This window comes from Klebsiella sp. M5al (assembly GCF_002090195.1).
Taxonomy (GTDB): Bacteria; Pseudomonadota; Gammaproteobacteria; order Enterobacterales; family Enterobacteriaceae; genus Klebsiella; species Klebsiella grimontii.
Map to the genome: position 1 here is coordinate 911,144 of NZ_CP020657.1, position 22,245 is coordinate 933,388.

Consider the following 22,245-nt stretch of genomic DNA (forward strand, 5'->3'; position numbering starts at 1 on the left):
GGGCTACCCGATCGCGCCGGTAGCCCGGATAAGGCGTCAGCCGCAATCCGGGAAAGGTAACGATTTACATCGCCAGCACGTACTTGAGCATCACCCCGGCGGCTATCGCCGAGCCAATCACTCCCGCCACGTTCGGGCCCATCGCGTGCATCAGCAGGAAGTTCTGCGCGTCCGACTCCAGCCCCACCTTGTTCGATACCCGCGCCGCCATCGGCACCGCCGACACCCCGGCCGAGCCAATCAGCGGGTTGATTTTGTTGTGACTGAACAGGTTCAGCAGCTTCGCCATCAGCACGCCTGCCGCCGTCCCGATACAGAACGCAATCACCCCCAGCACCAGAATCCCCAGCGTCTGCGGCTGGAGGAACTTGTCCGCCACCAGCTTGGCGCCCACCGATAACCCGAGGAAAATGGTCACGATATTTATCAGCGCGTTCTGCACCGTGTCGCTCAGGCGCTCCACCACGCCGCTTTCGCGCATCAGGTTGCCGAAGCAGAACATCCCCAGCAGCGGCGCCGCGTCCGGCAGCAGCAGCGCCACCAGCAGCAACAGCACCGCCGGGAACAGGATTTTCTCCCGCCTGCTCACCGTGCGCAGCTGCACCATGCGGATTTTCCGCTCCTTATCCGTGGTCAGCGCCTTCATAATCGGCGGCTGGATTAACGGCACCAGCGCCATATACGAGTACGCCGCCACCGCGATGGCCCCCAGCAGCTCCGGCGCCAGCTTGCCCGAGAGATAAATCGCCGTCGGGCCGTCCGCGCCGCCGATAATGCCTATCGCCGCCGCCTGCGGCAGGGTGAAGCTGATAATCCCGAAGTAGTTCAGCGTCAGCGCCCCGAGCACCGTGGCGAAGATACCGAACTGCGCCGCCGCCCCCAGCAGCAGGGTGCGCGGGTTGGCCAGCAGCGGACCGAAGTCGGTCATCGCCCCGACGCCCATAAATATCACCAGCGGGGCGATACCCGACCCGATGGCGACCTTATAGAACACCGCCAGCACCCCGGCGGAGTAGCCCATATCCACCGCCTGCTGCTCCATCTGCCCCTGCACCGACGGCAGGGCCAGGGCTAATGCCTCCTTGATGGCATGAACGTCCGGCAGGCAGTTGAGCTTCGCGGCAATCACCGCCAGCTGCCCGGCGTCGTGGTGCGCCAGCAGGCTCTCCAGGGCGGTCAGCGCCAGCCCGGCCTCCGGGATATTCGACAGCAGGCCGCCGAAGCCAATCGGCAGCAGCAGTAGCGGCTCGAACTTCTTCGCAATCGCCAGCCACAGCAGCAGCAGGCTCACCAGCAGCATGATGGCCTGGCCGATGTCGAGGTGCATCAGGCCCATGCCCTGAATCAGGGCGTTCAGACTTTCCATGGTTCCTGTTCCTTACGCCAGCGTCATCAGGGTGTCGCCCACGGAGACCGCGTCGCCGGATTTCACCGCGATACCGCGCACGGTGCCGGCCTGCGCGGCGCGGATTTCGGTTTCCATCTTCATGGCTTCGAGGATCAGCAGCACGTCGCCTTCGGCGACCGTCTGGCCCTCGGTGGCAGTCACCTTCCAGATATTGCCCGCCAGCGGCGCGGTCACCGGGGCGCCTGCACCTGCCGGAGCGGCAGCGGCTGGCGCGGTGGCAGGAACAGCCGCGGTCAGTTGACTGATATCGCCGCCGTCGCTGACCTTCACCACAAAGGCCTGGCCTTCCACTTCCACGGTGTAGACGCCGGAGGCGGCAGGTTTCTCCGCTTTTGCCACCGGCTGCGCGGTTTCCGCCTGCGGGACCGGCTCAAAGGCCGCCGGGTTATTGCGGTTCTCAAGGAACTTCAGACCGACCTGCGGGAACAGGGCCACGGTCAGCACGTCGTCGATGGCGTTATCGGCAAGCATGATGCCCTTCTCCTGCGCCTGGCGCTTCACGTCCTCTTCCAGTGCAGCCAGCTCCGGCTTCAGCAGGTCCGCCGGGCGGCAGGTCACCGGGGCGGCCCCCTCCAGCACGCGCGCCTGCAGGGCGGCATTGACCGGCACCGGGGTGTGGCCGTATTCACCCTTCAGAATGCCCGCCGTTTCTTTAGCGATGGTTTTGTAGCGCTCCCCGGTCAGGACGTTAAGCACCGCCTGGGTGCCGACAATCTGCGAGGTCGGGGTGACTAAAGGAATAAAGCCGAGGTCCTCGCGCACGCGGGGGATTTCCGCCAGCACCTGGTCGAGTTTGTCGGCGGCGTTCTGCTGCTTCAGCTGGCCCTCGAGGTTGGTGAGCATCCCGCCCGGCACCTGGGCCACGAGGATACGGCTGTCGGTGCCCTTCAGCTGGCCTTCAAAGGCGTGATATTTCCTGCGCACCTCGCGGAAGTAGGCCGCGATGCTCTCCAGCTTCAGGATATCCAGCCCGGTGTCGTGTTCCGTTCCGGCCAGCGTCGCCACCAGCGCCTCGGTGGCCGGGTGGCCGTAGGTGGCGCTCATGGAAGAGATGGCCGTGTCCACGCCGTCGACGCCCGCCTCGATGGCCTTCAGCAGGGCCATCTCCGCCATCCCGGTGGTGGCATGAGCATGCAGGTGCAGCCTGACGTCATAGCGCTTCTTGATTTCGCTGACCAGTTCATACGCCGCCATCGGGGTGAGGATACCGGACATGTCCTTGATGGCGATGGAGTCGACGCCGGTTTCCAGCAGCTGTTCGGTTAAATCGAGCCAGGTCTGCAGGGAGTGGGCCGGGCTGGTGGTGTAACTCAGAGTCCCCTGGGCGTGCGCCCCGTGGCTGCGCACCGCCCGCAGGGCGGCCTGCATATTGCGCGGGTCGTTCATGGCGTCGAAGACGCGGAAGACGTCCATGCCGTTTTTGACGGCGCGCTCAACAAAGCGTTCCACCACGTCATCGGCGTAGTGGCGGTAGCCGAGGAGGTTCTGGCCGCGCAGCAGCATCTGTAACGGGGTCTTCGGCATGGCCTTTTTCAGCTCGCGCAGGCGGACCCACGGGTCCTCGCCGAGGAAGCGGATGCAGGCGTCAAAGGTGGCGCCGCCCCAGCACTCGAGGGAGCCGTAGCCCACGTCGTCGAGCTGCGCGGCGACGGGGAGCATATCGTCGAGGCGCAGGCGGGTGGCGAACAGGGACTGGTGGGCGTCGCGCAGGACGACATCGGTAATGGCAACGGTCATGGATTCCTCCGTGAATTAAGGGTTAAGTCGGCGATGGTGGTGGATAGCGGCGGCAATCACCGGCTTTAAGCGGGCGAAGTCGTCAGCGGGCGCGGCGGCGGCAGGAGCGGCTCTGGGCGTCGGAGCCGGTTCGGGGAAGACGCGGTTGACGGCGGCGGACATGCCCTGGATGGCGAAAATCAGCACAAACAGAAACGCCAGCACGAACCCCATGCCGAGGAACATCAGGGTGAAGCCTTCACCCAGTAACAGTGCTGCATCAGTCATGAAACGATCCAAAAGTAAGGGCACGATGGCGCCTTTGAAGGTTAACCAATCGGTGCTTCCGGCTAAGGAGTAGGGTGGATTTCCCGAAGCCGCCCCCGGCTCTGGACCCTAATTTGCACCTCTGTGGTTGACGCTCAAATATCGCCATCGTGCGTGTTGGTTACATCATCATGCCGAACACGATGCTGGCGATGACCAGCACAATTCCGCCGCCCAAACGGGAAGAGATTTGCGCATAGGAGATAAGATTCATACGGTTACAGGCAGAGAGTACTTCCAGGTCGCCGGAACCGCCGCGGTTAGCCATGCACAGGCCCGCGGTAATCGCCGATTCAATCGGGAAGAAGCCAATCAGCCAGCCGCCGACAGCGGCGCCGACGACGGCGCCGACGACAATCACAGCGGCAATCACCACGTTAGCGAAGGTGATCGCGTCGATAATTTCCTGCAGGTCGGTGTAGCACACGCCGACGCCGACCATCAGCACCCACAGCAGTTGTTTAGAGAAGAAGTCAGACAGACGTTTGGCGCCAGCTTTGATTTCCGGCGAGCAGAGACCTGAAGCGTTCAGGGCTGCGACAATCAGCACCATCCAGGCAAAATAGTGGATAGACACGCCGCCAATGCTGGGCAGAATTTTCTTGGCGATAACGTAGGCCAGCAGGAAGCAGGTGGTGGCGAGCACAAGGCCGACGGCCGTTTCGCGATGGGTAATCTGGCCCGCTTTTTCATCATCTTCTACTTTGAAGGAGGCCTTGCGTACCAGCTCGCCTTCGCCGCTCAGCCAGGTGTGTTTTTTACCGATAATATCGAGCAGCGCGGCAAAGACGATGGCAAAGATGTTGGCGATGGTCAGGATAGCGATCGCGGTTGAGTAGTACTCTTCACGCGAACGGCCGGTAACGGAGTGATAAATTTCAGACAGCGGCACCGCGCCAGCGCCGTTGCCGCCGCCCATAATCGGCAGGACGTACAGCATCATGATGCGGTCTACGGAAATACCGAAGCACAAGCCGATAAGAATACCGAAGATGGATGCGCCGAGGATCCCCATTAAGATGGTTGGAATATAGCCGAGCAGAGATTTCAGCAGCAGTTTACGGTTAACCGAGAGAATGGCGCCGGTAATCAACACGGCGATGAATAAATTCAGGAAATTACTTTTATCCATCACATTGGTGATCGCCTCAATTTCTTTCTGGGTAAAAATGCCAGCGTAAACGAAATAGGCGGCAACGAGGAAGATCATCACCGGCGCGCCACCGATATATTTATTGAAGATTGGCAGGCGTTTGCCAATTTCTCCAAAAACGGCGCCAATAATAAACATGATGGCGAAGCCGCCGACAATGTCGGTCGGCAGGGCATTATAAAAATGTGAAAGTAGTAAAGTGATTAACGCAAAGGCGTAAAGCGGTAGCGGCATGCCGAAGATTTTAAACCCCAGAATATCGCTAACGCCTTTTTTCTCCGCAGATGGAGCCTGGCTCATATTAGTCATATGACGTCACCCTGTTAAAAAAAGGAATAATGGCGTTAGAACAAGCAATAATAGAACGGCGGCATAATAATAAATATGTTCCACGGCGATATGTGATTATCTTCACTGATTGGCCGTGTTTTTAATTAATTTAATTGTTTTTATTCTTCTGAATTAATTAACAACATAAAAACCATAAAGCCAATTAAGGTACGCGGAAAAATGTGATTTAAATAAAAGAACCGCTGCGGGAACGGTGGCGAAATACAGTCCGTTTTTGGTTAATGAAGCGCTAAAAAATGAATCTGATAATAAAACGCGTCACCGTACAAAAAGATCCCCGGCGGCGAGAGGCCGTTGACCTCTTTCTTCATCAGCATCAGCTCTCGCTGGAGGCGGATTGCGAAAGGGTGATTGTCGCCGAGGATCAGCGGCGCATTGTCGGCTGCGGCGCGATTGCCGGATGCGTCCTGAAGTGTATTGCCGTCGACCCGTCGTTGCAGGGAGAAGGGCTCAGCCTGAAGCTGCTGACTGAGCTGATGACCCTGGCGTATGAGCTGGGCCGCAGCGAGCTGTTCCTGTTCACTAAACCCGATAACGCGGCGCTATTTTCCAGCGCCGGATTCTGGCCTATCGCCCGCGCGGGTGACCAGGCGGTGTTAATGGAAAATAGCCGCGAACGCCTGGCGCGCTATTGCCGCCAACTGACCATGTACCGCCAGCCCGGGGAAAAAATCGGCGCTATCGTGATGAACGCCAATCCCTTTACCCTGGGACACCGTTGGCTGGTAGAGCAGGCCGCTCGCCAGTGCGACTGGCTGCATCTGTTTGTGGTGAAAGAAGACGCTTCATTTTTCAGCTATCAGGATCGCGTGGCGCTGATTGAACAGGGGATCGCCGGGATCGCCAACGTGACCTTACATCCAGGTTCGGCTTATCTGATCTCCCGGGCGACTTTCCCCGGCTATTTCCTCAAAGATAAAGGCGTGGTCGATGATTGCCACTGCCAGATCGACCTACAGCTTTTCCGCGAACATTTAGCCCCGGCGCTACAGATTACCCACCGTTTTGTCGGTAGCGAGCCGCTGTGCTCTTTAACCCGTAACTACAACCTGCGCATGAAGGAACTGCTGGAAGCGCCCGGCGAGACGCCCGCGATTCAGGTGGTGGAGCTGGAGCGGGTCGAGAAAGACGGCGCACCGATTTCGGCTTCACGGGTGCGCAAACTCTATAAGGAGCGCCAGTGGTCGGCTATTGCGCCGCTGGTTCCGCCGGGAACGCTCTCTTTTCTGATGCAGCTGGCGGAAAGCGAACATCAAACCGCCTAGATATTACCTCCATAACTAAGGATCAGCCTCTATGGAAATGATGATTGACGCCCTGGCCGGCACGCTGGAATCCAGCGATGTCATGGTCAGGATTGGGCCTGCCAATGAGCCGGGTATTCAGCTTGAAATCGACAGTATTGTGAAGCAGCAGTTCGGCGCGGCGATTGAGCAGGTGGTCAGAGAGACCCTGGCGCAGCTTGGTGTCACTCGCGCGAATGTGGTCGTCGATGATAAAGGCGCGCTGGAGTGCGTGCTGAAGGCTCGCGTTCAGGCCGCGGCGCTGCGCGCGGCGCAACAATCTCAACTGCAATGGAGCCAGCTATGAAACCTCGTCGCAGTATGCTGTTTATCCCCGGCGCCAACGCCGCGATGTTAAGCACCTCGTTTGTGTACGGCGCTGACGCGGTGATGTTTGACCTCGAAGATGCCGTTTCGCTCCGTGAAAAAGATACCGCCCGCCTGCTGGTGCATCACGCGCTACAGCATCCGCTCTATCGGGATGTGGAAACCGTGGTGCGTATTAACCCGCTCAATACGCCGTTTGGCCTCGCCGATCTGGAGGCGGTAGTGCGCGCGGGGGTGGATATGGTGCGCCTGCCGAAGACCGACAGCAAAGAAGATATCCATGAACTGGAAGCGCACGTCGAGCGGATTGAACGCGAGTGCGGACGGGAAGTGGGCAGCACTAAGCTCATGGCGGCGATTGAGTCGGCGCTGGGGGTGGTGAATGCGGTCGAGATCGCGCGCTCCAGCCCGCGTCTGTCGGCGATCGCGCTGGCGGCCTTTGACTACGTGATGGATATGGGCACCTGCCGCGGCGACGGCACCGAGCTGTTTTATGCCCGCTGCGCGGTGCTGCACGCGGCGCGCGTCGCCGGGATCGCGGCCTATGACGTGGTGTGGTCGGACATTAACAATGAAGAAGGTTTCCTCGCGGAAGCGAATCTGGCGAAAAACCTCGGCTTTAACGGCAAATCGCTGGTCAACCCGCGCCAGATTGAACTGCTGCATCAGGTTTATGCCCCAACCCTGAAAGACGTTGAGCATGCGCGCGATGTGATCGCGGCGGCGGAAGAGGCGGAAGAGCGCGGTCTGGGCGTGGTATCGCTGAACGGTAAGATGATAGATGGACCGATTATCGACCATGCGCGCAAAGTCGTGGCGCTGTCGGCTTCCGGCATTCGTGATTAAGGAGCAAATAATGAAAGAGACCGTAGCAATGCTTAATCAGCAGTACGTGATGCCGGAAGGATTAGCGCCCTATGCGGGCGTGACGGCGAAAAGCCCGTGGCTGGCCAGCGAAAGCGAAAAGCGCCAACGTAAAATCTGCGCCTCGCTGGAGGAGGCGATTCGCCGTTCGGGCCTGCAAAACGGCATGACCATCTCTTTTCACCACGCCTTTCGCGGCGGTGACAAGGTGGTCAATATGGTGGTGGCGAAGCTGGCTGAAATGGGCTTTCGCGATCTGACGCTGGCCTCAAGCTCGCTGATCGACGCCCACTGGCCGCTGATTGAACATATTAAAAATGGCGTGATCCGCCAGATTTACACCTCCGGCCTGCGCGGTAAGCTGGGAGAAGAGATCTCCGCCGGTCTGATGGAAAATCCGGTCCAAATCCACTCCCACGGCGGCCGCGCGTATTTAGTACAAAGCGGCGAGCTAAACATTGACGTGGCGTTCCTCGGCGTGCCGTGCTGCGATGAATACGGCAACGCCAACGGCTTTAGCGGTAAATCCCGCTGCGGATCGCTGGGCTACGCCAAAGTGGATGCCGATGCCGCCAAATGCGTGGTGCTGCTGACCGAAGAGTGGGTGGATTATCCAAACTATCCGGCCAGCATCGCCCAGGATCAGGTCGATCTGATCGTGCAGGTCGACGAGGTCGGCGATCCGGCGAAAATCACCGCCGGGGCGATCCGTTTGACCAGCAACCCGCGCGAACTGCTGATCGCCCGCCAGGCGGCGAAAGTGATCGAGCACTCCGGTTATTTTAAAGATGGCTTCTCTTTGCAAACCGGTACCGGCGGCGCCTCGCTGGCGGTGACCCGCTTCCTCGAAGATAAGATGCGCCGTCACAACATTACCGCCAGCTTTGGTCTGGGCGGGATTACCGGCACAATGGTCGATCTGCACGAAAAGGGCCTGATCAAAGCGCTGCTGGATACCCAGTCTTTCGACGGCGACGCCGCGCGTTCGCTGGCCAATAACCCTAACCATATCGAAATTTCCGCTAATCAATACGCCAATCCGGGTTCGAAAGGCATCGCCTGCGAACGCCTGAACGTGGTGATGCTGAGCGCGCTGGAAATCGATACCGGATTCAACGTTAACGTGATGACCGGCTCTAACGGCGTGCTGCGCGGGGCATCCGGCGGCCACTGCGATACGGCGGCGGGTGCTGACTTAACCATTATCACCGCGCCGCTGGTGCGTGGACGCATTCCGTGCGTGGTCGAGAAGGTGTTAACCCGCGTGACGCCGGGCGCCAGCGTGGATGTGCTGGTGACCGACCACGGTATCGCCGTCAACCCGGCGCGTCAGGATCTGATCGATCGCCTGCGTCAGGCGGATATCCCGCTGATGACCATCGAAGCGCTACAGCAGCGCGCCGAGCTTTTGACCGGCAAGCCTGAGCCGATCGCATTTACCGATCGGGTGGTGGCCGTCGTGCGCTATCGCGACGGTTCGGTGATCGACGTCATTCATCAGGTTAAAAGCGCCGGTTAAACGCGCTGAGGAGAAAGGCATGAGCGAAGTGATGATGAGCCAGCATCGCCCATCGAGCCGTCAAACGGTGGCGGCGGAGGAGATGGTTTCACGTGTGGAACGGGCGCTGCTGACCGAAGTTCGCCTGACGCCGAAGCCCGGGCTGGTGGATATTCGTAACGCCGGCGCGCATCGGGATATGGATCTGGCCTCCTTTGAGGCCAGCACGGCGGTTGTCGCCCCGTGGATGGAGAAGTTTTTCATTATGGGCCACGACACCGCCAATATCATGCCGGAAAAGGTGCTGACGATGCTGCGTCCGGTAGGCATGGCCTGCGAGACGGATATGCTGGCAGCCACCGGCGGAGTGAATACCCATCGCGGCGCGATCTTCGCTTTTGGCCTGCTCAGCGCGGCGGTGGGAAGGTTGGTGGCAAGAGGAGAGCCGGTTGAGCAGCACCGGGTTTGCGATCAGGTGGCCCGCTTCTGCCGGGGGCTGGTCGGGCGTGAGCTCTCCTCTGCCGCGGGAAAGAAGGTGAGTAAAGGCGAAGGTCATTTCCTGCGCTACGGGCTCTCCGGCGCCCGGGGCGAAGCGGAGAGTGGCTTTCGCACCGTGCGCACCCAGGCGATGCCGGTATTCAATCGCGTTATGGCGGAGACCGGCGATACCAATCTGGCGTTATTGCAGACCCTGCTGCACCTGATGGCCTGGAATGACGACACCAACCTGGTGTCGCGCGGCGGGCTTGAAGGGCTGAATTTTGTGCAGCAGCAGGCGCAAAGGCTGCTGTGGGAAGGCGGTGTGCTGACCGACGGCGGTCTGGAAGCGCTTCGCCAGCTGGATGATGAACTGATTGTCCGTCACCTTAGCCCCGGCGGCAGCGCCGACCTGCTGGCGGTCACCTCGTTCCTGTCCGGTTTCCCGGCCGGGGAGCTGTTCCTGCACTAATCGCTCGCTTTTATCTCGACGGTTTACCCGGATTGGCCAGCAGAGGGCCGATCCGGGGTTGCGGACCGCGCTTGCTCCTCTCTCCTCACTACTCAACGGCAAATTCTCGGCACAATCTTATAGTTTTTACTGATATCGGCGGCAGTTTGTCATAAATTTCTAATTATCGGTGTTTTTGAGTAGCGGCCCATCGATGGGCTGGTTACTCTGAAAACAATTTACGTAGTGTTAACAAAAGAGAATAGCTATGCATGATGCACAAATCCGCGTGGCCATCGCGGGCGCGGGCGGCCGGATGGGACGCCAGTTAATTCAGGCAGTACAGCAGATGGACGGCGCGGCGCTTGGCGCGGCGCTGGAGCGCGAAGGTTCGTCGCTGCTCGGCAGCGACGCGGGCGAGCTGGCGGGCGCAGGCAAGGCGGGGGTTGTGGTGCAAAGCAGCCTTGAGGCGGTAAAAGACGATTTCGACGTTTTCATCGACTTTACCCGCCCGGAAGGCACGCTGAACCATCTCGCCTTTTGCCGTCAACACGGTAAAGGAATGGTTATCGGCACCACCGGTTTTGACGACGCCGGCAAACAGGCCATTCGCGAGGCTTCGCAGGAGATCGCCATCGTCTTTGCCGCCAACTTCAGCGTCGGTGTCAACGTGATGCTCAAGTTGCTGGAGAAGGCAGCGAAGGTGATGGGCGACTATACCGATATTGAGATTATCGAAGCGCATCATCGCCACAAAGTGGATGCGCCATCGGGTACGGCGCTGGCGATGGGCGAAGCGATTGCCGGTGCCCTGGATAAAGATCTGAAAGCGTGTGCGGTCTACAGTCGCGAAGGCTACACCGGCGAACGCGTTCCCGGCACTATCGGTTTTGCGACCGTCCGCGCCGGGGATATCGTCGGCGAGCATACGGCGATGTTTGCGGATATCGGTGAACGCATTGAAATCAGTCACAAGGCCTCCAGCCGGATGACTTTTGCTAATGGCGCCGTACGCTCTGCTTTATGGTTGAAAGGTAAGAAAAACGGTCTTTTTGATATGCGTGATGTGCTTGAACTGAACTCTTTATAACGATTATTACCCATCGTGATGTGGTTATTGCATTCAATAAGTAATTGATTGCAAGGGGCAATATTTTATTGCCCTTTTTTATTTTTTGGGTTTTAGATATTTTTTATGGTTAAATCTACAAAATAATACGTTATCTGCGTATTTTTTGTTGTTTTATTGTAAATTTTGACCGTCTGGTCTACTTTTTCAATCCCTGCGCTAAGATTTTACAATCATCCACCTCCGCAAGCGTTTTCCCAGGCTAGTTAGTTGATCTTTTTGCCCGTTAAGACCGGTATTGCTGAATAGTCGCTTGAAACAAGATTAAAAATATCCGCTTTAAGTTGACTTTTACCGGCCATCTCTCCAGAATGCCGCCGTTTGCCAAAATTCTGCGGGCAACAGATTTGCATTGATTCAGATCTACATTATGAATTAATATGCAAATAAAGTGAGTGGATATTCTCTGGAGGGTGTTTTGATTAAGTCAGCGCTATTGGTTCTGGAAGACGGAACCCAGTTTCACGGTCGGGCCATAGGGGCTACCGGCACGGCGGTTGGGGAAGTCGTTTTCAATACTTCAATGACCGGTTATCAAGAAATCCTCACTGATCCTTCCTATTCCCGCCAAATCGTCACTCTAACCTATCCCCATATCGGCAACGTCGGCACCAATGCCGCCGATGAAGAGTCTTCTCAGGTACATGCTCAGGGTCTGGTCATTCGCGATCTGCCGCTGATTGCCAGCAACTTCCGCAATACCGAAGACCTCTCTTCTTATCTGAAGCGCCATAACATCGTGGCGATTGCCGATATCGATACGCGTAAGCTGACCCGTCTGCTGCGTGAAAAAGGCGCGCAGAACGGCTGCATCATCGCCGGCGACAGTCCGGACGCGCAGCTGGCGCTGGAAAAAGCGAAAGCGTTCCCGGGCCTCAACGGTATGGATCTGGCGAAGGAAGTGACGACCGCAGAAACCTACAGCTGGACGCAGGGGAGCTGGACGCTGGCGGGAGACCTGCCGGAAGCCAAAGCGGAAAGCGAGCTGCCGTTCCACGTGGTGGCCTACGATTTCGGCGCCAAGCGCAACATTCTGCGCATGCTGGTCGATCGCGGCTGCCGTCTGACGGTGGTTCCGGCGCAGACCTCCGCTGAAGAGGTGCTGAAGATGAATCCGGACGGTATTTTCCTGTCCAACGGCCCTGGCGACCCGGCGCCTTGTGATTACGCTATCGACGCGATTACGAAGTTCCTGGAAACCGACATTCCAGTATTCGGCATCTGCCTCGGCCATCAGCTGCTGGCGCTGGCGAGCGGCGCGAAGACCGTGAAGATGAAGTTCGGCCACCACGGCGGCAACCATCCGGTAAAAGATATGGATAACAACGTGGTGATGATCACCGCGCAGAACCACGGTTTTGCGGTGGATGAAGCGTCTATGCCCGCTAACCTGCGCGTGACCCACAAGTCGCTGTTCGACGGCACCCTGCAGGGCATTCACCGTACCGACAAACCGGCGTTCAGCTTCCAGGGGCACCCGGAAGCGAGCCCTGGCCCGCACGATGCCGCACCGCTGTTCGACCATTTTATCGAATTAATTGAGCAGTACCGTCAGTCCGCGAAATAATCAGGAGTTAAGAGAGCCATGCCAAAACGTACAGATATAAAAAGCATCCTGATTCTGGGCGCGGGCCCGATTGTTATCGGTCAGGCGTGTGAGTTTGACTACTCCGGCGCCCAGGCGTGTAAAGCGCTGCGCGAAGAGGGTTACCGCGTCATTCTGGTGAACTCTAACCCGGCTACCATCATGACCGACCCGGAAATGGCCGATGCCACCTACATCGAGCCGATTCACTGGGAAGTGGTGCGCAAGATTATTGAGAAAGAGCGTCCGGATGCGGTTCTGCCGACTATGGGCGGCCAGACGGCGCTGAACTGCGCGCTGGAGCTGGAGCGTCAGGGCGTGCTGGCCGAGTTCGGCGTGACCATGATTGGCGCCACCGCCGATGCGATTGATAAAGCCGAAGACCGCCGCCGTTTCGACGTGGCGATGAAGAAAATCGGCCTCGACACCGCGCGTTCCGGCATCGCCCATACCATGGAAGAAGCGCTGGCGGTTGCCGCTGACGTTGGCTTCCCGTGCATCATCCGTCCTTCCTTTACCATGGGCGGCACCGGCGGCGGTATTGCCTACAACCGTGAAGAGTTCGAAGAAATCTGCGAACGCGGCCTGGATCTCTCGCCGACTAACGAGCTGCTGATTGATGAATCGCTAATCGGCTGGAAAGAGTACGAGATGGAAGTGGTGCGTGATAAAAACGACAACTGCATCATCGTCTGCTCTATCGAAAACTTCGACGCCATGGGCATCCATACCGGCGACTCCATCACCGTGGCGCCGGCGCAAACCCTGACCGACAAAGAGTACCAAATCATGCGTAACGCCTCGATGGCGGTACTGCGTGAAATCGGCGTCGAAACCGGCGGTTCCAACGTTCAGTTCTCGGTGAACCCGAAAGATGGTCGCCTGATCGTTATCGAGATGAACCCGCGCGTCTCCCGCTCCTCGGCGCTGGCCTCGAAAGCCACCGGCTTCCCGATTGCCAAAGTCGCGGCGAAGCTGGCGGTAGGTTACACCCTTGATGAGCTGATGAACGATATCACCGGCGGCCGTACCCCGGCGTCGTTTGAACCGTCCATCGACTACGTCGTGACTAAAATCCCGCGCTTCAACTTTGAAAAATTCGTCGGCGCTAACGACCGCCTCACCACCCAGATGAAATCGGTGGGCGAAGTGATGGCGATTGGTCGCACCCAGCAGGAATCCCTGCAGAAAGCGCTGCGCGGCCTGGAAGTGGGCGCCACTGGTTTCGACCCGAAAGTGAGCCTTGATGACCCGGAAGCACTGACCAAGATTCGCCGCGAACTGAAAGATGCTGGCGCAGAGCGTATCTGGTACATCGCTGACGCTTTCCGCGCGGGCCTCTCCGTTGATGGCGTGTTCAACCTGACCAATATTGACCGCTGGTTCCTGGTACAGATTGAAGAGCTGGTGCGTCTGGAGGAGAAAGTGGCTGAAGTCGGTATTACCGGCCTCGACGCCGACTTCCTGCGTCAGCTCAAGCGCAAAGGTTTTGCCGATGCGCGTCTGGCGAAGCTGGCTGGCGTGCGCGAAGCGGAAATCCGCAAGCTGCGCGACCAGTACGACCTGCACCCGGTCTACAAGCGCGTGGATACCTGCGCGGCGGAATTCGCCACCGACACCGCCTACATGTACTCCACTTATGAAGACGAGTGCGAAGCGAACCCGTCCGTTGACCGCGACAAGATCATGGTGCTCGGCGGCGGCCCGAACCGTATCGGCCAGGGCATCGAATTCGACTACTGCTGCGTCCACGCCTCCCTGGCGCTGCGCGAAGACGGCTACGAGACCATTATGGTCAACTGTAACCCGGAAACCGTCTCCACCGACTACGACACCTCAGACCGCCTCTACTTCGAGCCGGTAACCCTGGAAGACGTGCTGGAAATCGTGCGTATAGAGAAGCCAAAAGGCGTTATCGTACAGTACGGCGGCCAGACTCCGCTGAAGCTGGCGCGCGCGCTGGAAGCGGCTGGCGTGCCGGTTATCGGCACCAGCCCGGATGCTATCGACCGCGCGGAAGACCGCGAACGCTTCCAGCACGCGGTTGACCGCCTGAAGCTGAAGCAGCCGGCCAACGCCACCGTGACCGCGATCGAAATGGCGGTCGAAAAGGCGAAAGAGATTGGCTACCCGCTGGTGGTGCGCCCGTCCTATGTGCTTGGCGGCCGTGCGATGGAAATCGTCTACGATGAAATCGACCTGCGTCGCTACTTCCAGACCGCGGTCAGCGTCTCTAACGATGCGCCGGTGCTGCTGGACCGCTTCCTTGACGATGCGGTTGAAGTCGACGTCGATGCAATCTGCGACGGCGAAATGGTGCTGATTGGCGGCATCATGGAGCATATCGAGCAGGCGGGCGTGCACTCCGGCGACTCCGCGTGTTCACTGCCGGCCTACACCCTGAGCCAGGAAATTCAGGATGTGATGCGCGAGCAGGTGCAGAAGCTGGCCTTTGAGCTGCAGGTTCGCGGCCTGATGAACGTGCAGTTTGCGGTTAAAAACAACGAAGTCTACCTGATTGAAGTCAACCCGCGCGCGGCGCGTACCGTCCCGTTCGTCTCGAAAGCCACCGGCGTACCGCTGGCAAAAGTCGCGGCGCGCGTAATGGTCGGCCAAACGCTGGCCCAGCAGGGCGTAACCAAAGAGATCATCCCGCCGTACTACTCGGTGAAAGAGGTGGTGCTGCCGTTTAACAAATTCCCGGGCGTTGACCCGCTGTTAGGGCCGGAAATGCGCTCTACCGGTGAAGTCATGGGCGTAGGCCGCACCTTCGCGGAAGCGTTCGCCAAGGCGCAGCTGGGCAGCAACTCGACGATGAAGAAACAAGGGCGCGCGCTGCTCTCCGTTCGCGAAGGCGACAAAGAGCGCGTGGTGGATCTGGCGGCAAAACTGCTGAAGTTTGGCTTCGAGCTGGATGCGACCCACGGTACCGCGATTGTGCTGGGCGAAGCCGGCATCAACCCGCGTCTGGTGAACAAGGTGCATGAAGGCCGTCCGCACATTCAGGACCGTATCAAGAATGGCGAATATACCTACATCATCAACACCACCGCGGGCCGTCAGGCGATTGAAGACTCCAAGCTGATTCGCCGCAGCGCGCTGCAGTACAAGGTGCACTACGACACCACGCTGAACGGCGGTTTCGCTACCGCAATGGCGCTGAATGCCAACGCGATGGAGAAGGTGACCTCGGTACAGGAAATGCACGCGCAGATTAAAAAGTAATCTCATCTGCCAGTAAAAGCGCCTCCGGTGGCCAACGCCGGAGGCGCTTTTTTTTGCGTCGCGATAAAGCGAAACGGGGCGGGAGGGTTCATCCTTAATGGAACAAAACCATTTCATGACGCACGCAAGGATAACTACATGGCGATACTTTTGTTTGATTGGGGCGGTACATCGATTAAATATGGCGTCTGGCAGCAGGGGGAGCTGAAGGACACCGCATCGGTTGAGACGCCTGATAGCTGGGAAGAGATGAAAAATCGGCTATTGGATCTTTATCAACAGTTCCAGCCGCGCTACGCCATTGATGGGATCTCAATTAGTGCTCCCGGGTGTGTGGATCCGCAGAGCGGGGTCATTAGCGGCCTGAGCGCCATTCCCTATATTCATCACTTTCCCATCGTCGAAGAGCTTTCCGGGCTGTTTTCACTTCCGGTATGCATTGAGAACGACGCCAACTCGGCGGGTATCGCCGAGGCGGCATTGGGCGCGGGCCGCGAGTATGACAGCGTACTGTTTGTGATTGCCGGTTCAGGTATCGGTGGCGCGATTGTCGACAATAAAGTCCTGCGCCACGGCAGCCATCGCTACGCCGGCGAATTTGGCATGATGACCCTGCACGAGGGGCAAACCTTTAGCGAACTGGCAACCGCCGTCGCTACGGCGCGTCGTTATGCCCGGCGCATGTCGCTGGCGGCTGACTCCGTCTCCGGAGAGGATGTCTTTCGCCTGGCCGAGGAGGGCGACAATATCGCGCAGCAGGAAGTGGCGCAGTTTTACCACTGGATGGCGGTAGGCTTACTGAATTTGCAGGTGTGCTATGACCCAGACTGTCTGATTATCGGCGGCGGTATCTCCGCCAGCGATAAGATTTTCGGTGGTATTAAGCAACGCCTGGCCGAGCTGGTCAATGAAAAAGCGTTAACGGAATTTCTCCCGCACGTGGTGCTCTGCCAGTACCGCAACGAGGCTAACCTGATCGGCGCGGCGGTGAACTTCGAACAAAAACAGGGGGATCGGCGTTAACAGCCTACTTCGGAGAGTTCTGGTTTTCTCTCCCCGGTCAGTCAGCTAGCCTAAGATGGTTAGGGTGATAATGAATATGACTGAATAATGGGAGAGAAACACGATGCACTATAAGCCCCTCACCGCAGCTGTTTTCGCCGCCGCCGCGCTTCTTACCGTGGCCGGTTGTTCATCTAATCAGTCGTTGAAAACGACCGACGGCAGAACCATTGTGACCGACGGCAAACCGCAGGTAGATGACGACACCGGTCTGGTGTCCTACAAAAATGCGGAAACCGGTCGTACCGAGCAGATCAATCGCGATCAGGTTAAATCGATGGATGAACTGGATAACTAAGCGTTATCTCTGGCCTCGCGAGGAGTACGGCGGGGCCGGTTCGGCAATGGTTTATTCTGTTTCAAAAACGCCGATTAAAATAGTGTGTTGCCCTGCCATCAGTAACGTCTTACGCAAACTGCAACCAGCCCGTGATTAATCCATTTAATGTTTTTATTTTTAATTCTATACTCATTCTGTTCTAAGTTACCGATGTACCTGATACGCTTAAAAAGCCATGGAAATGGCATATACAACAGATAATAAATATGGATGGTTTCAATGAATGGTAACGGTTTTTTGTTTGTTATCTTCTGCGTTTTTATTATTCCCGCGCTCATCGGTGGGGGATTCCTGATTTTCCTTATTTTATGGAGTAAAGGTAGGGTTATTGGGAAAAACATGTCAGTAGCCTATGTTTTTCTGTTTTTTGCTGCGATAATATTGTGTGCGGTTTATAAGTATTTAGGTTTTTTATATACATTTACACTTGACCACTTTATTTATTTTAGTTGGGCGGCTGGCGCCGCGTTGATTTTAGCGTTAATACTTTTTAGCACTTTTTCCGTAAAAAATGCGGGATTTATTCATGCGTTGACTTTGCTGACCTTTGCGCTTATCGCCAATAAATTTATTGGCCCATCAATGGAACAGGTCGACATGTCTTTTGCCGAACTGGACCGCGCGAACAGCATTGCTGAGTTCAGGCTGGGTAAGTTTACAGTGCAAAAATTACCCGAGTTTGACCGCTTGTTTAAAAGTAAATCTCAGCAGGAACAATACGAAATCTATTTATTTGCCATCTATGATAAATCATTGCCGAAAGAGTTATATCAATATTTTGTACAGCAGTTGGGTAGCCCATTAAAAAACCGGCAAGGCTCTTTTGATTACGATGCGAATCAGAGTGATTATTATACCATTCCCTTTTTCGAGGCCATCCATTCTCAAAATTTAACGGCGCTGCAGGTTTTTATTGACGCTATTCAGGCTTCATCTGCCGCAGAGCGCAAGCAGGCTCAGGACATTGTTTATGCTGCGCCTGCACAATGGACAGGACTGGAGCATACCTTTGCCCAGCCGATCGATGTTTATTATAAAAGACCCACCCACCCCGATAGCGTTATTAAGCAAGCCGAACTGCTGCTTTCCGCATTTCCTGAATTAGCTAAAACCCAAACGGGTGCCGCTATTATTGATCGTACCATTGAAAACGCGGATGTTCGCGCTATGAGATTATTTGCAAAGTATTCTCAACCAGATTCAGAAATATTAACTGCGGCGAGCTATGTTCTTGGCGGAGAAACGGAGAGATTTGTTGATATATTAAAAAAACAACCTTCGTTATTACGTCAGCAAATTGATATTGGTAAGTATTATTCCGGCAGTACTAATTTATTATTCTACGTCGTTATGTTTGGCAAAAAAGATATCATTCATCAGGTCATTTCGCGCATAAACTGGCAGGATCCTGAACTGTATTATAATAAAGGTAATAGCTTTATTTTAGCCTACGCGGCACGGCGCGTTAAGAACGCTTTCCATAATGCCTCGCTGGAAACAAATAAGGACGCAATTGAGATCTTTACCCTTTTGCTGAATACACAGTTACGTAACCAACCGAACATCCCTGACCGACAATTGTGGGAGATCGCCGCTGATGACTTTTATAGGAGTCACTGGCCCAATACAGGCGAGACATTTAATGATGAGGCGATACGGTCCATTTGCCATTCGGATATTGGGCCGCAGTTTTTACGCTATATTGATACGTTAGATAAAAATGATAACGAGACGGTAAAAAGCCGGGTTAGCGGAATTAAAAAAGCGTGCCATTAAGCTATCCAAATGCGCAAGACCGACGCCTGTAGCGGGCAAAGCGGCCATGACTCGCGGGGTGTCAGGCACCCCCAATTCCTGCGGTTACGCCAACGGAAGCTGTAAGTATCAGCATTAACTGTCTACACTCTTGCTGATTACAACAAGAGTAAACGCAGGCTAATCAATGATCCTCATAATTTATGCGCACCCTTATCCGCAGCACTCGCATGCGAATAAGCGGATGCTTGAACAGGCAGGGACGCTTGACGGCGTAGAGATACGCTCCCTCTATCAACTTTATCCCGATTTCAATATCGATATTGCCGCCGAGCAGGCCGCGCTGGCCCGTGCCGATCTGGTCATCTGGCAGCATCCGATGCAATGGTACAGCGTACCGCCGTTGCTGAAGCTGTGGCTGGATAAGGTACTGGCGCACGGCTGGGCGTATGGGCACAACGGTATCGCATTACGCGGTAAGTCATTGATGTGGGCGGTCACCACCGGCGGCGGCGAAAGCCACTTTGATATTGGTTCCTTCCCCGGTTTCGACGTGCTGGCGCAGCCGCTGCAGGCCACCGCGCTGTATTGCGGCATGAAATGGTTGCCGCCGTTCGCGATGCATTGCACTTTTATCTGCGATGACGAAACCCTTCAGGCGCAGGCGCGCCGCTATCGTCAACGCTTAATCGAATGGCAGGAGGCGCACAATAATGGATAGCCATACGTTGATACAGGCGCTGATCTATTTAGGATCCGCCGCGCTGATTGTGCCGATTGCCGTACGTCTTGGGCTGGGGTCGGTACTCGGCTATTTAATTGCCGGCTGTATTATTGGCCCGTGGGGGCTGCGGCTGGTCACCGACGCCGAGTCGATTCTGCATTTTGCCGAAATCGGCGTGGTGCTGATGCTTTTTGTTATCGGCCTGGAGCTGGATCCCCAACGGCTGTGGAAACTGCGTGCCTCGGTGTTCGGCGGCGGGGCGCTGCAGATGGTCGTCTGCGGCGTGCTGATCGGCCTGTTCTGCATGTCGCTTGGTCTGCGTTGGCAGGTTGCCGAGCTGATTGGCATGACTCTGGCGCTCTCCTCAACGGCGATCGCCATGCAGGCGATGAACGAACGTAACCTGACGGTCACGCAGCTGGGCCGCAGCGCTTTTGCGGTGCTGCTGTTTCAGGATATCGCGGCCATTCCTCTGGTGGCGATGATCCCGCTACTGGCGGCGAGCGGCGGCTCGACGACCCTGGGCGCGTTTGCGCTCTCGGCGCTGAAAGTGGCGGGCGCGCTGGCGCTGGTGGTGGCGCTCGGGCGCTATCTGACCCGGCCGATGCTGCGTTTTGTCGCGCGCTCCGGCCTGCGCGAAGTCTTCAGCGCCGTGGCCCTGTTCCTGGTATTCGGCTTCGGTCTGCTGCTGGAAGAGGTCGGGCTGTCGATGGCGATGGGAGCCTTCCTTGCCGGCGTGCTGCTGGCGAGCTCGGAGTATCGCCACGCCCTGGAGAGCGATATTGAGCCGTTTAAGGGCCTGCTGCTGGGGCTGTTTTTTATCGGCGTCGGCATGTCTATCGACTTCGGTACCCTGGTCACCCATCCGCTGCGGATCCTGATTTTGCTGGTGGGATTCCTGGTGATTAAATCCCTGATGCTGTGGCTGATCGCCCGGCCGTTAGGCGTGCCGCGCGCCCAGCGCCGCTGGTTTGCGGTGCTGCTGGGGCAGGGAAGCGAATTCGCCTTCGTGGTTTTCGGCGCGGCGCAGATGGCCGATGTCCTGGATAGCGAGTGGGCGAAGGCGCTGACCCTGGCCGTGGCGCTATCGATGGCGGCGACGCCGATCCTGCTGGTGCTGCTGACCCGGCTGGAGAAATCCGCCAGCGGTCAGGAGCGCGAAGCCGATGAAATTGATGAAGAGCAGCCGCGGGTGATTATCGCTGGCTTCGGTCGTTACGGGCAGATTGCCGGCCGCGTGCTGCTCTCCAGCGGCGTGAAGATGGTGATCCTCGATCACGATCCCGACCATGTTGATACCCTGCGTAAGTTTGATATGAAGGTATTCTACGGCGATGCGACGCGGGTAGACCTGCTGGAGTCGGCGGGGGCGGAAAAAGCGGAAGTGCTGATTAACGCCATCGACGATCCGCAGACGAATCTGCAGTTGGCGGAGCTGGCAAAAGAGCATTTCCCGCATCTGCAGATCATCTCCCGCGCCCGCGATGTCGATCATTATATTAAGCTGCGCCAGGCCGGGGTCGAAGCGCCGGAGCGCGAAACCTTCGAAGCGGCGCTGAAGTCCGGGCGCATGACGCTGGAGGCGCTGGGCCTCGGCGCGTATGAGGCCCGCGAACGCGCCGATCTGTTCCGCCGTTTCAACCTGCAAATGGTCGAAGAGATGGTGGCGATGGCGGAAAACGACGCGGCTTCCCGGGTGGCGGTATTCAAGCGCACCAGCGATATGCTGACCGGCATTATTAACGAGGACCGCAATCATTTATCGCTGGTTCAGCGTCACGGCTGGCAGGGGACGGAAGAGGGACGGCATACCGGCGACATCGCCGATGAGCCGGAGAATAAGCCCTCGCTATAGGGTAAATTCAGGGTGTTACGTTAGCTTTACAAGTAACATTTTGTTTTCAATTTAAATCCTGTTCTGGCGGCTCACGGGGCTTACGTGGGCTCGCCAGCAAAACTTAAAATTTTCTGATTCTTTACCCTTCGCCCAGTCGACGAAGTATTACGCTTTCCGTATAGTGGCGACAATTTTTTGCATTCGGGAATTATTTAATGATCAGTCTGATTGCGGCGTTAGCGGTAGATCGCGTCATTGGTATGGAAAACGCCATGCCATGGAACCTGCCTGCCGATCTCGCCTGGTTTAAGCGCAATACCTTAAACAAACCGGTAGTGATGGGGCGTCTTACCTGGGAATCCATCGGTCGCCCGTTACCGGGACGTAAAAATATCGTGATTAGCAGCCAGCCCGGCACCGACGATCGCGTGCAGTGGGTCAAGTCGGTTGATGAAGCGATTGCCGCCTGCGGCGATGTGGAAGAGATGATGGTGATCGGCGGCGGTCGCGTGTATGAGCAGTTCCTGCCGAAAGCGCACAAGCTCTATCTGACGCATATTGATGCGGAGGTGGAGGGCGATACTCATTTCCCGGATTACGACCCGGACGAGTGGGAGTCGGTATTCAGCGAGTTCCACGATGCCGATGCGCAGAATTCCCATAGCTACTGCTTCGAGATCCTGGAGCGTCGCTAAGGTTTCCCCCGGTGGCGTTCGTTCACCGGGGTGACTCT

At 57.0% G+C, this 22,245-nt stretch carries 18 protein-coding genes; 14 read left to right on the top strand and 4 right to left on the bottom strand.

Features of this window, described 5'->3' with window-relative positions; genetic code table 11:
- Window positions 1-64 precede the first annotated feature (64 nt).
- From BWI76_RS04415 to citS, 4 genes are all read right to left on the bottom strand, one after another.
- Window positions 65-1,366 (bottom strand): oxaloacetate decarboxylase subunit beta, encoded by a 1,302-nt coding sequence (locus BWI76_RS04415; RefSeq protein WP_004872275.1) that lies wholly within the window; start codon window positions 1,364-1,366, stop codon window positions 65-67.
- A gap of 12 nt (window positions 1,367-1,378) precedes the next feature.
- On the bottom strand, window positions 1,379-3,145 hold the full coding sequence (gene oadA, locus BWI76_RS04420) for a sodium-extruding oxaloacetate decarboxylase subunit alpha (RefSeq protein ID WP_004872273.1): 1,767 nt from the start codon (window positions 3,143-3,145) through the stop codon (window positions 1,379-1,381).
- A gap of 15 nt (window positions 3,146-3,160) precedes the next feature.
- Window positions 3,161-3,412, bottom strand: coding sequence for an oxaloacetate decarboxylase subunit gamma (locus BWI76_RS04425; protein WP_004872269.1), 252 nt, complete (start codon window positions 3,410-3,412; stop codon window positions 3,161-3,163).
- Between the two features lie 160 nt (window positions 3,413-3,572).
- On the bottom strand, window positions 3,573-4,913 hold the full coding sequence (citS, locus tag BWI76_RS04430; protein WP_004872267.1) for a citrate/sodium symporter CitS: 1,341 nt from the start codon (window positions 4,911-4,913) through the stop codon (window positions 3,573-3,575).
- Window positions 4,914-5,191: 278 nt separating this feature from the next.
- Here citS and citC point away from each other — a divergent pair, with 278 nt between their 5' ends.
- The 14 genes from citC (at window position 5,192) to folA (ending at window position 22,207) form a co-directional block, all read left to right on the top strand.
- The gene (gene citC / locus BWI76_RS04435) at window positions 5,192-6,220 is read left to right on the top strand and encodes a [citrate (pro-3S)-lyase] ligase (protein WP_004872264.1); all 1,029 of its coding nucleotides are present in this window, start codon (window positions 5,192-5,194) and stop codon (window positions 6,218-6,220) included.
- 31 nt (window positions 6,221-6,251) lie between these two features.
- Entirely contained in the window at window positions 6,252-6,545 is a 294-nt protein-coding gene (gene citD / locus BWI76_RS04440) for a citrate lyase acyl carrier protein (protein WP_004872262.1), read from the top strand.
- Complete coding sequence (gene citE / locus BWI76_RS04445; protein ID WP_004872260.1) at window positions 6,542-7,411, top strand: citrate (pro-3S)-lyase subunit beta; 870 nt, start codon at window positions 6,542-6,544, stop codon at window positions 7,409-7,411. Before citD ends, citE begins: the two co-directional genes overlap by 4 nt.
- Window positions 7,412-7,421: 10 nt before the next feature.
- Window positions 7,422-8,948 (top strand): citrate lyase subunit alpha, encoded by a 1,527-nt coding sequence (gene citF, locus BWI76_RS04450; protein ID WP_024360284.1) that lies wholly within the window; start codon window positions 7,422-7,424, stop codon window positions 8,946-8,948.
- A 34-nt stretch (window positions 8,949-8,982) separates the two neighbouring features.
- Window positions 8,983-9,876, top strand: a complete 894-nt coding sequence (gene citG / locus BWI76_RS04455) for a triphosphoribosyl-dephospho-CoA synthase CitG (protein ID WP_370512068.1) — start codon at window positions 8,983-8,985, stop codon at window positions 9,874-9,876.
- A gap of 247 nt (window positions 9,877-10,123) precedes the next feature.
- On the top strand, window positions 10,124-10,945 hold the full coding sequence (gene dapB / locus BWI76_RS04460) for a 4-hydroxy-tetrahydrodipicolinate reductase (RefSeq protein ID WP_004872257.1): 822 nt from the start codon (window positions 10,124-10,126) through the stop codon (window positions 10,943-10,945).
- Between the two features lie 457 nt (window positions 10,946-11,402).
- Entirely contained in the window at window positions 11,403-12,551 is a 1,149-nt protein-coding gene (carA, locus tag BWI76_RS04465; RefSeq protein ID WP_004128821.1) for a glutamine-hydrolyzing carbamoyl-phosphate synthase small subunit, read from the top strand.
- Between the two features lie 18 nt (window positions 12,552-12,569).
- Complete coding sequence (gene carB / locus BWI76_RS04470) at window positions 12,570-15,794, top strand: carbamoyl-phosphate synthase large subunit (RefSeq protein ID WP_024360287.1); 3,225 nt, start codon at window positions 12,570-12,572, stop codon at window positions 15,792-15,794.
- Between the two features lie 138 nt (window positions 15,795-15,932).
- On the top strand, window positions 15,933-16,817 hold the full coding sequence (locus tag BWI76_RS04475) for an ROK family protein (RefSeq protein WP_004872251.1): 885 nt from the start codon (window positions 15,933-15,935) through the stop codon (window positions 16,815-16,817).
- 103 nt (window positions 16,818-16,920) lie between these two features.
- On the top strand, window positions 16,921-17,154 hold the full coding sequence (locus BWI76_RS04480; protein ID WP_004872248.1) for a YgdI/YgdR family lipoprotein: 234 nt from the start codon (window positions 16,921-16,923) through the stop codon (window positions 17,152-17,154).
- Window positions 17,155-17,415: 261 nt separating this feature from the next.
- Window positions 17,416-18,972 carry a hypothetical protein gene (locus BWI76_RS04485; RefSeq protein ID WP_004872247.1) on the top strand — a complete coding sequence of 519 codons (1,557 nt, stop codon included), beginning with the start codon at window positions 17,416-17,418 and terminating at the stop codon, window positions 18,970-18,972.
- A gap of 166 nt (window positions 18,973-19,138) precedes the next feature.
- Complete coding sequence (gene kefF, locus BWI76_RS04490) at window positions 19,139-19,672, top strand: glutathione-regulated potassium-efflux system oxidoreductase KefF (RefSeq protein ID WP_004872246.1); 534 nt, start codon at window positions 19,139-19,141, stop codon at window positions 19,670-19,672.
- Window positions 19,665-21,530 (top strand): glutathione-regulated potassium-efflux system protein KefC, encoded by a 1,866-nt coding sequence (kefC, locus tag BWI76_RS04495; RefSeq protein ID WP_004872245.1) that lies wholly within the window; start codon window positions 19,665-19,667, stop codon window positions 21,528-21,530. The genes kefF and kefC overlap by 8 nt, the downstream gene beginning before the upstream one ends.
- 197 nt (window positions 21,531-21,727) lie before the next feature.
- The gene (gene folA / locus BWI76_RS04505; RefSeq protein ID WP_004098524.1) at window positions 21,728-22,207 is read left to right on the top strand and encodes a type 3 dihydrofolate reductase; all 480 of its coding nucleotides are present in this window, start codon (window positions 21,728-21,730) and stop codon (window positions 22,205-22,207) included.
- Window positions 22,208-22,245: the final 38 nt, after the last annotated feature.

Excerpts from the sequence above, each read along its gene's own strand:
- kefC (WP_004872245.1), top strand. The coding sequence starts at position 19,665 with ATGGATAGCCATACGTTGATACAGGCGCTGATCTATTTAGGATCCGCC.
- citE (WP_004872260.1), top strand. The coding sequence starts at position 6,542 with ATGAAACCTCGTCGCAGTATGCTGTTTATCCCCGGCGCCAACGCCGCG.
- kefF (WP_004872246.1), top strand. The coding sequence starts at position 19,139 with ATGATCCTCATAATTTATGCGCACCCTTATCCGCAGCACTCGCATGCG.
- oadA (WP_004872273.1), bottom strand. The coding sequence starts at position 3,145 with ATGACCGTTGCCATTACCGATGTCGTCCTGCGCGACGCCCACCAGTCC.
- carB (WP_024360287.1), top strand. The coding sequence starts at position 12,570 with ATGCCAAAACGTACAGATATAAAAAGCATCCTGATTCTGGGCGCGGGC.
- BWI76_RS04485 (WP_004872247.1), top strand. The coding sequence starts at position 17,416 with ATGAATGGTAACGGTTTTTTGTTTGTTATCTTCTGCGTTTTTATTATT.
- BWI76_RS04415 (WP_004872275.1), bottom strand. The coding sequence starts at position 1,366 with ATGGAAAGTCTGAACGCCCTGATTCAGGGCATGGGCCTGATGCACCTC.
- citD (WP_004872262.1), top strand. The coding sequence starts at position 6,252 with ATGGAAATGATGATTGACGCCCTGGCCGGCACGCTGGAATCCAGCGAT.
- BWI76_RS04480 (WP_004872248.1), top strand. The coding sequence starts at position 16,921 with ATGCACTATAAGCCCCTCACCGCAGCTGTTTTCGCCGCCGCCGCGCTT.
- citG (WP_370512068.1), top strand. The coding sequence starts at position 8,983 with ATGAGCCAGCATCGCCCATCGAGCCGTCAAACGGTGGCGGCGGAGGAG.
- folA (WP_004098524.1), top strand. The coding sequence starts at position 21,728 with ATGATCAGTCTGATTGCGGCGTTAGCGGTAGATCGCGTCATTGGTATG.
- BWI76_RS04475 (WP_004872251.1), top strand. The coding sequence starts at position 15,933 with ATGGCGATACTTTTGTTTGATTGGGGCGGTACATCGATTAAATATGGC.
- citF (WP_024360284.1), top strand. The coding sequence starts at position 7,422 with ATGAAAGAGACCGTAGCAATGCTTAATCAGCAGTACGTGATGCCGGAA.
- citC (WP_004872264.1), top strand. The coding sequence starts at position 5,192 with ATGAATCTGATAATAAAACGCGTCACCGTACAAAAAGATCCCCGGCGG.
- citS (WP_004872267.1), bottom strand. The coding sequence starts at position 4,913 with ATGACTAATATGAGCCAGGCTCCATCTGCGGAGAAAAAAGGCGTTAGC.
- dapB (WP_004872257.1), top strand. The coding sequence starts at position 10,124 with ATGCATGATGCACAAATCCGCGTGGCCATCGCGGGCGCGGGCGGCCGG.
- BWI76_RS04425 (WP_004872269.1), bottom strand. The coding sequence starts at position 3,412 with ATGACTGATGCAGCACTGTTACTGGGTGAAGGCTTCACCCTGATGTTC.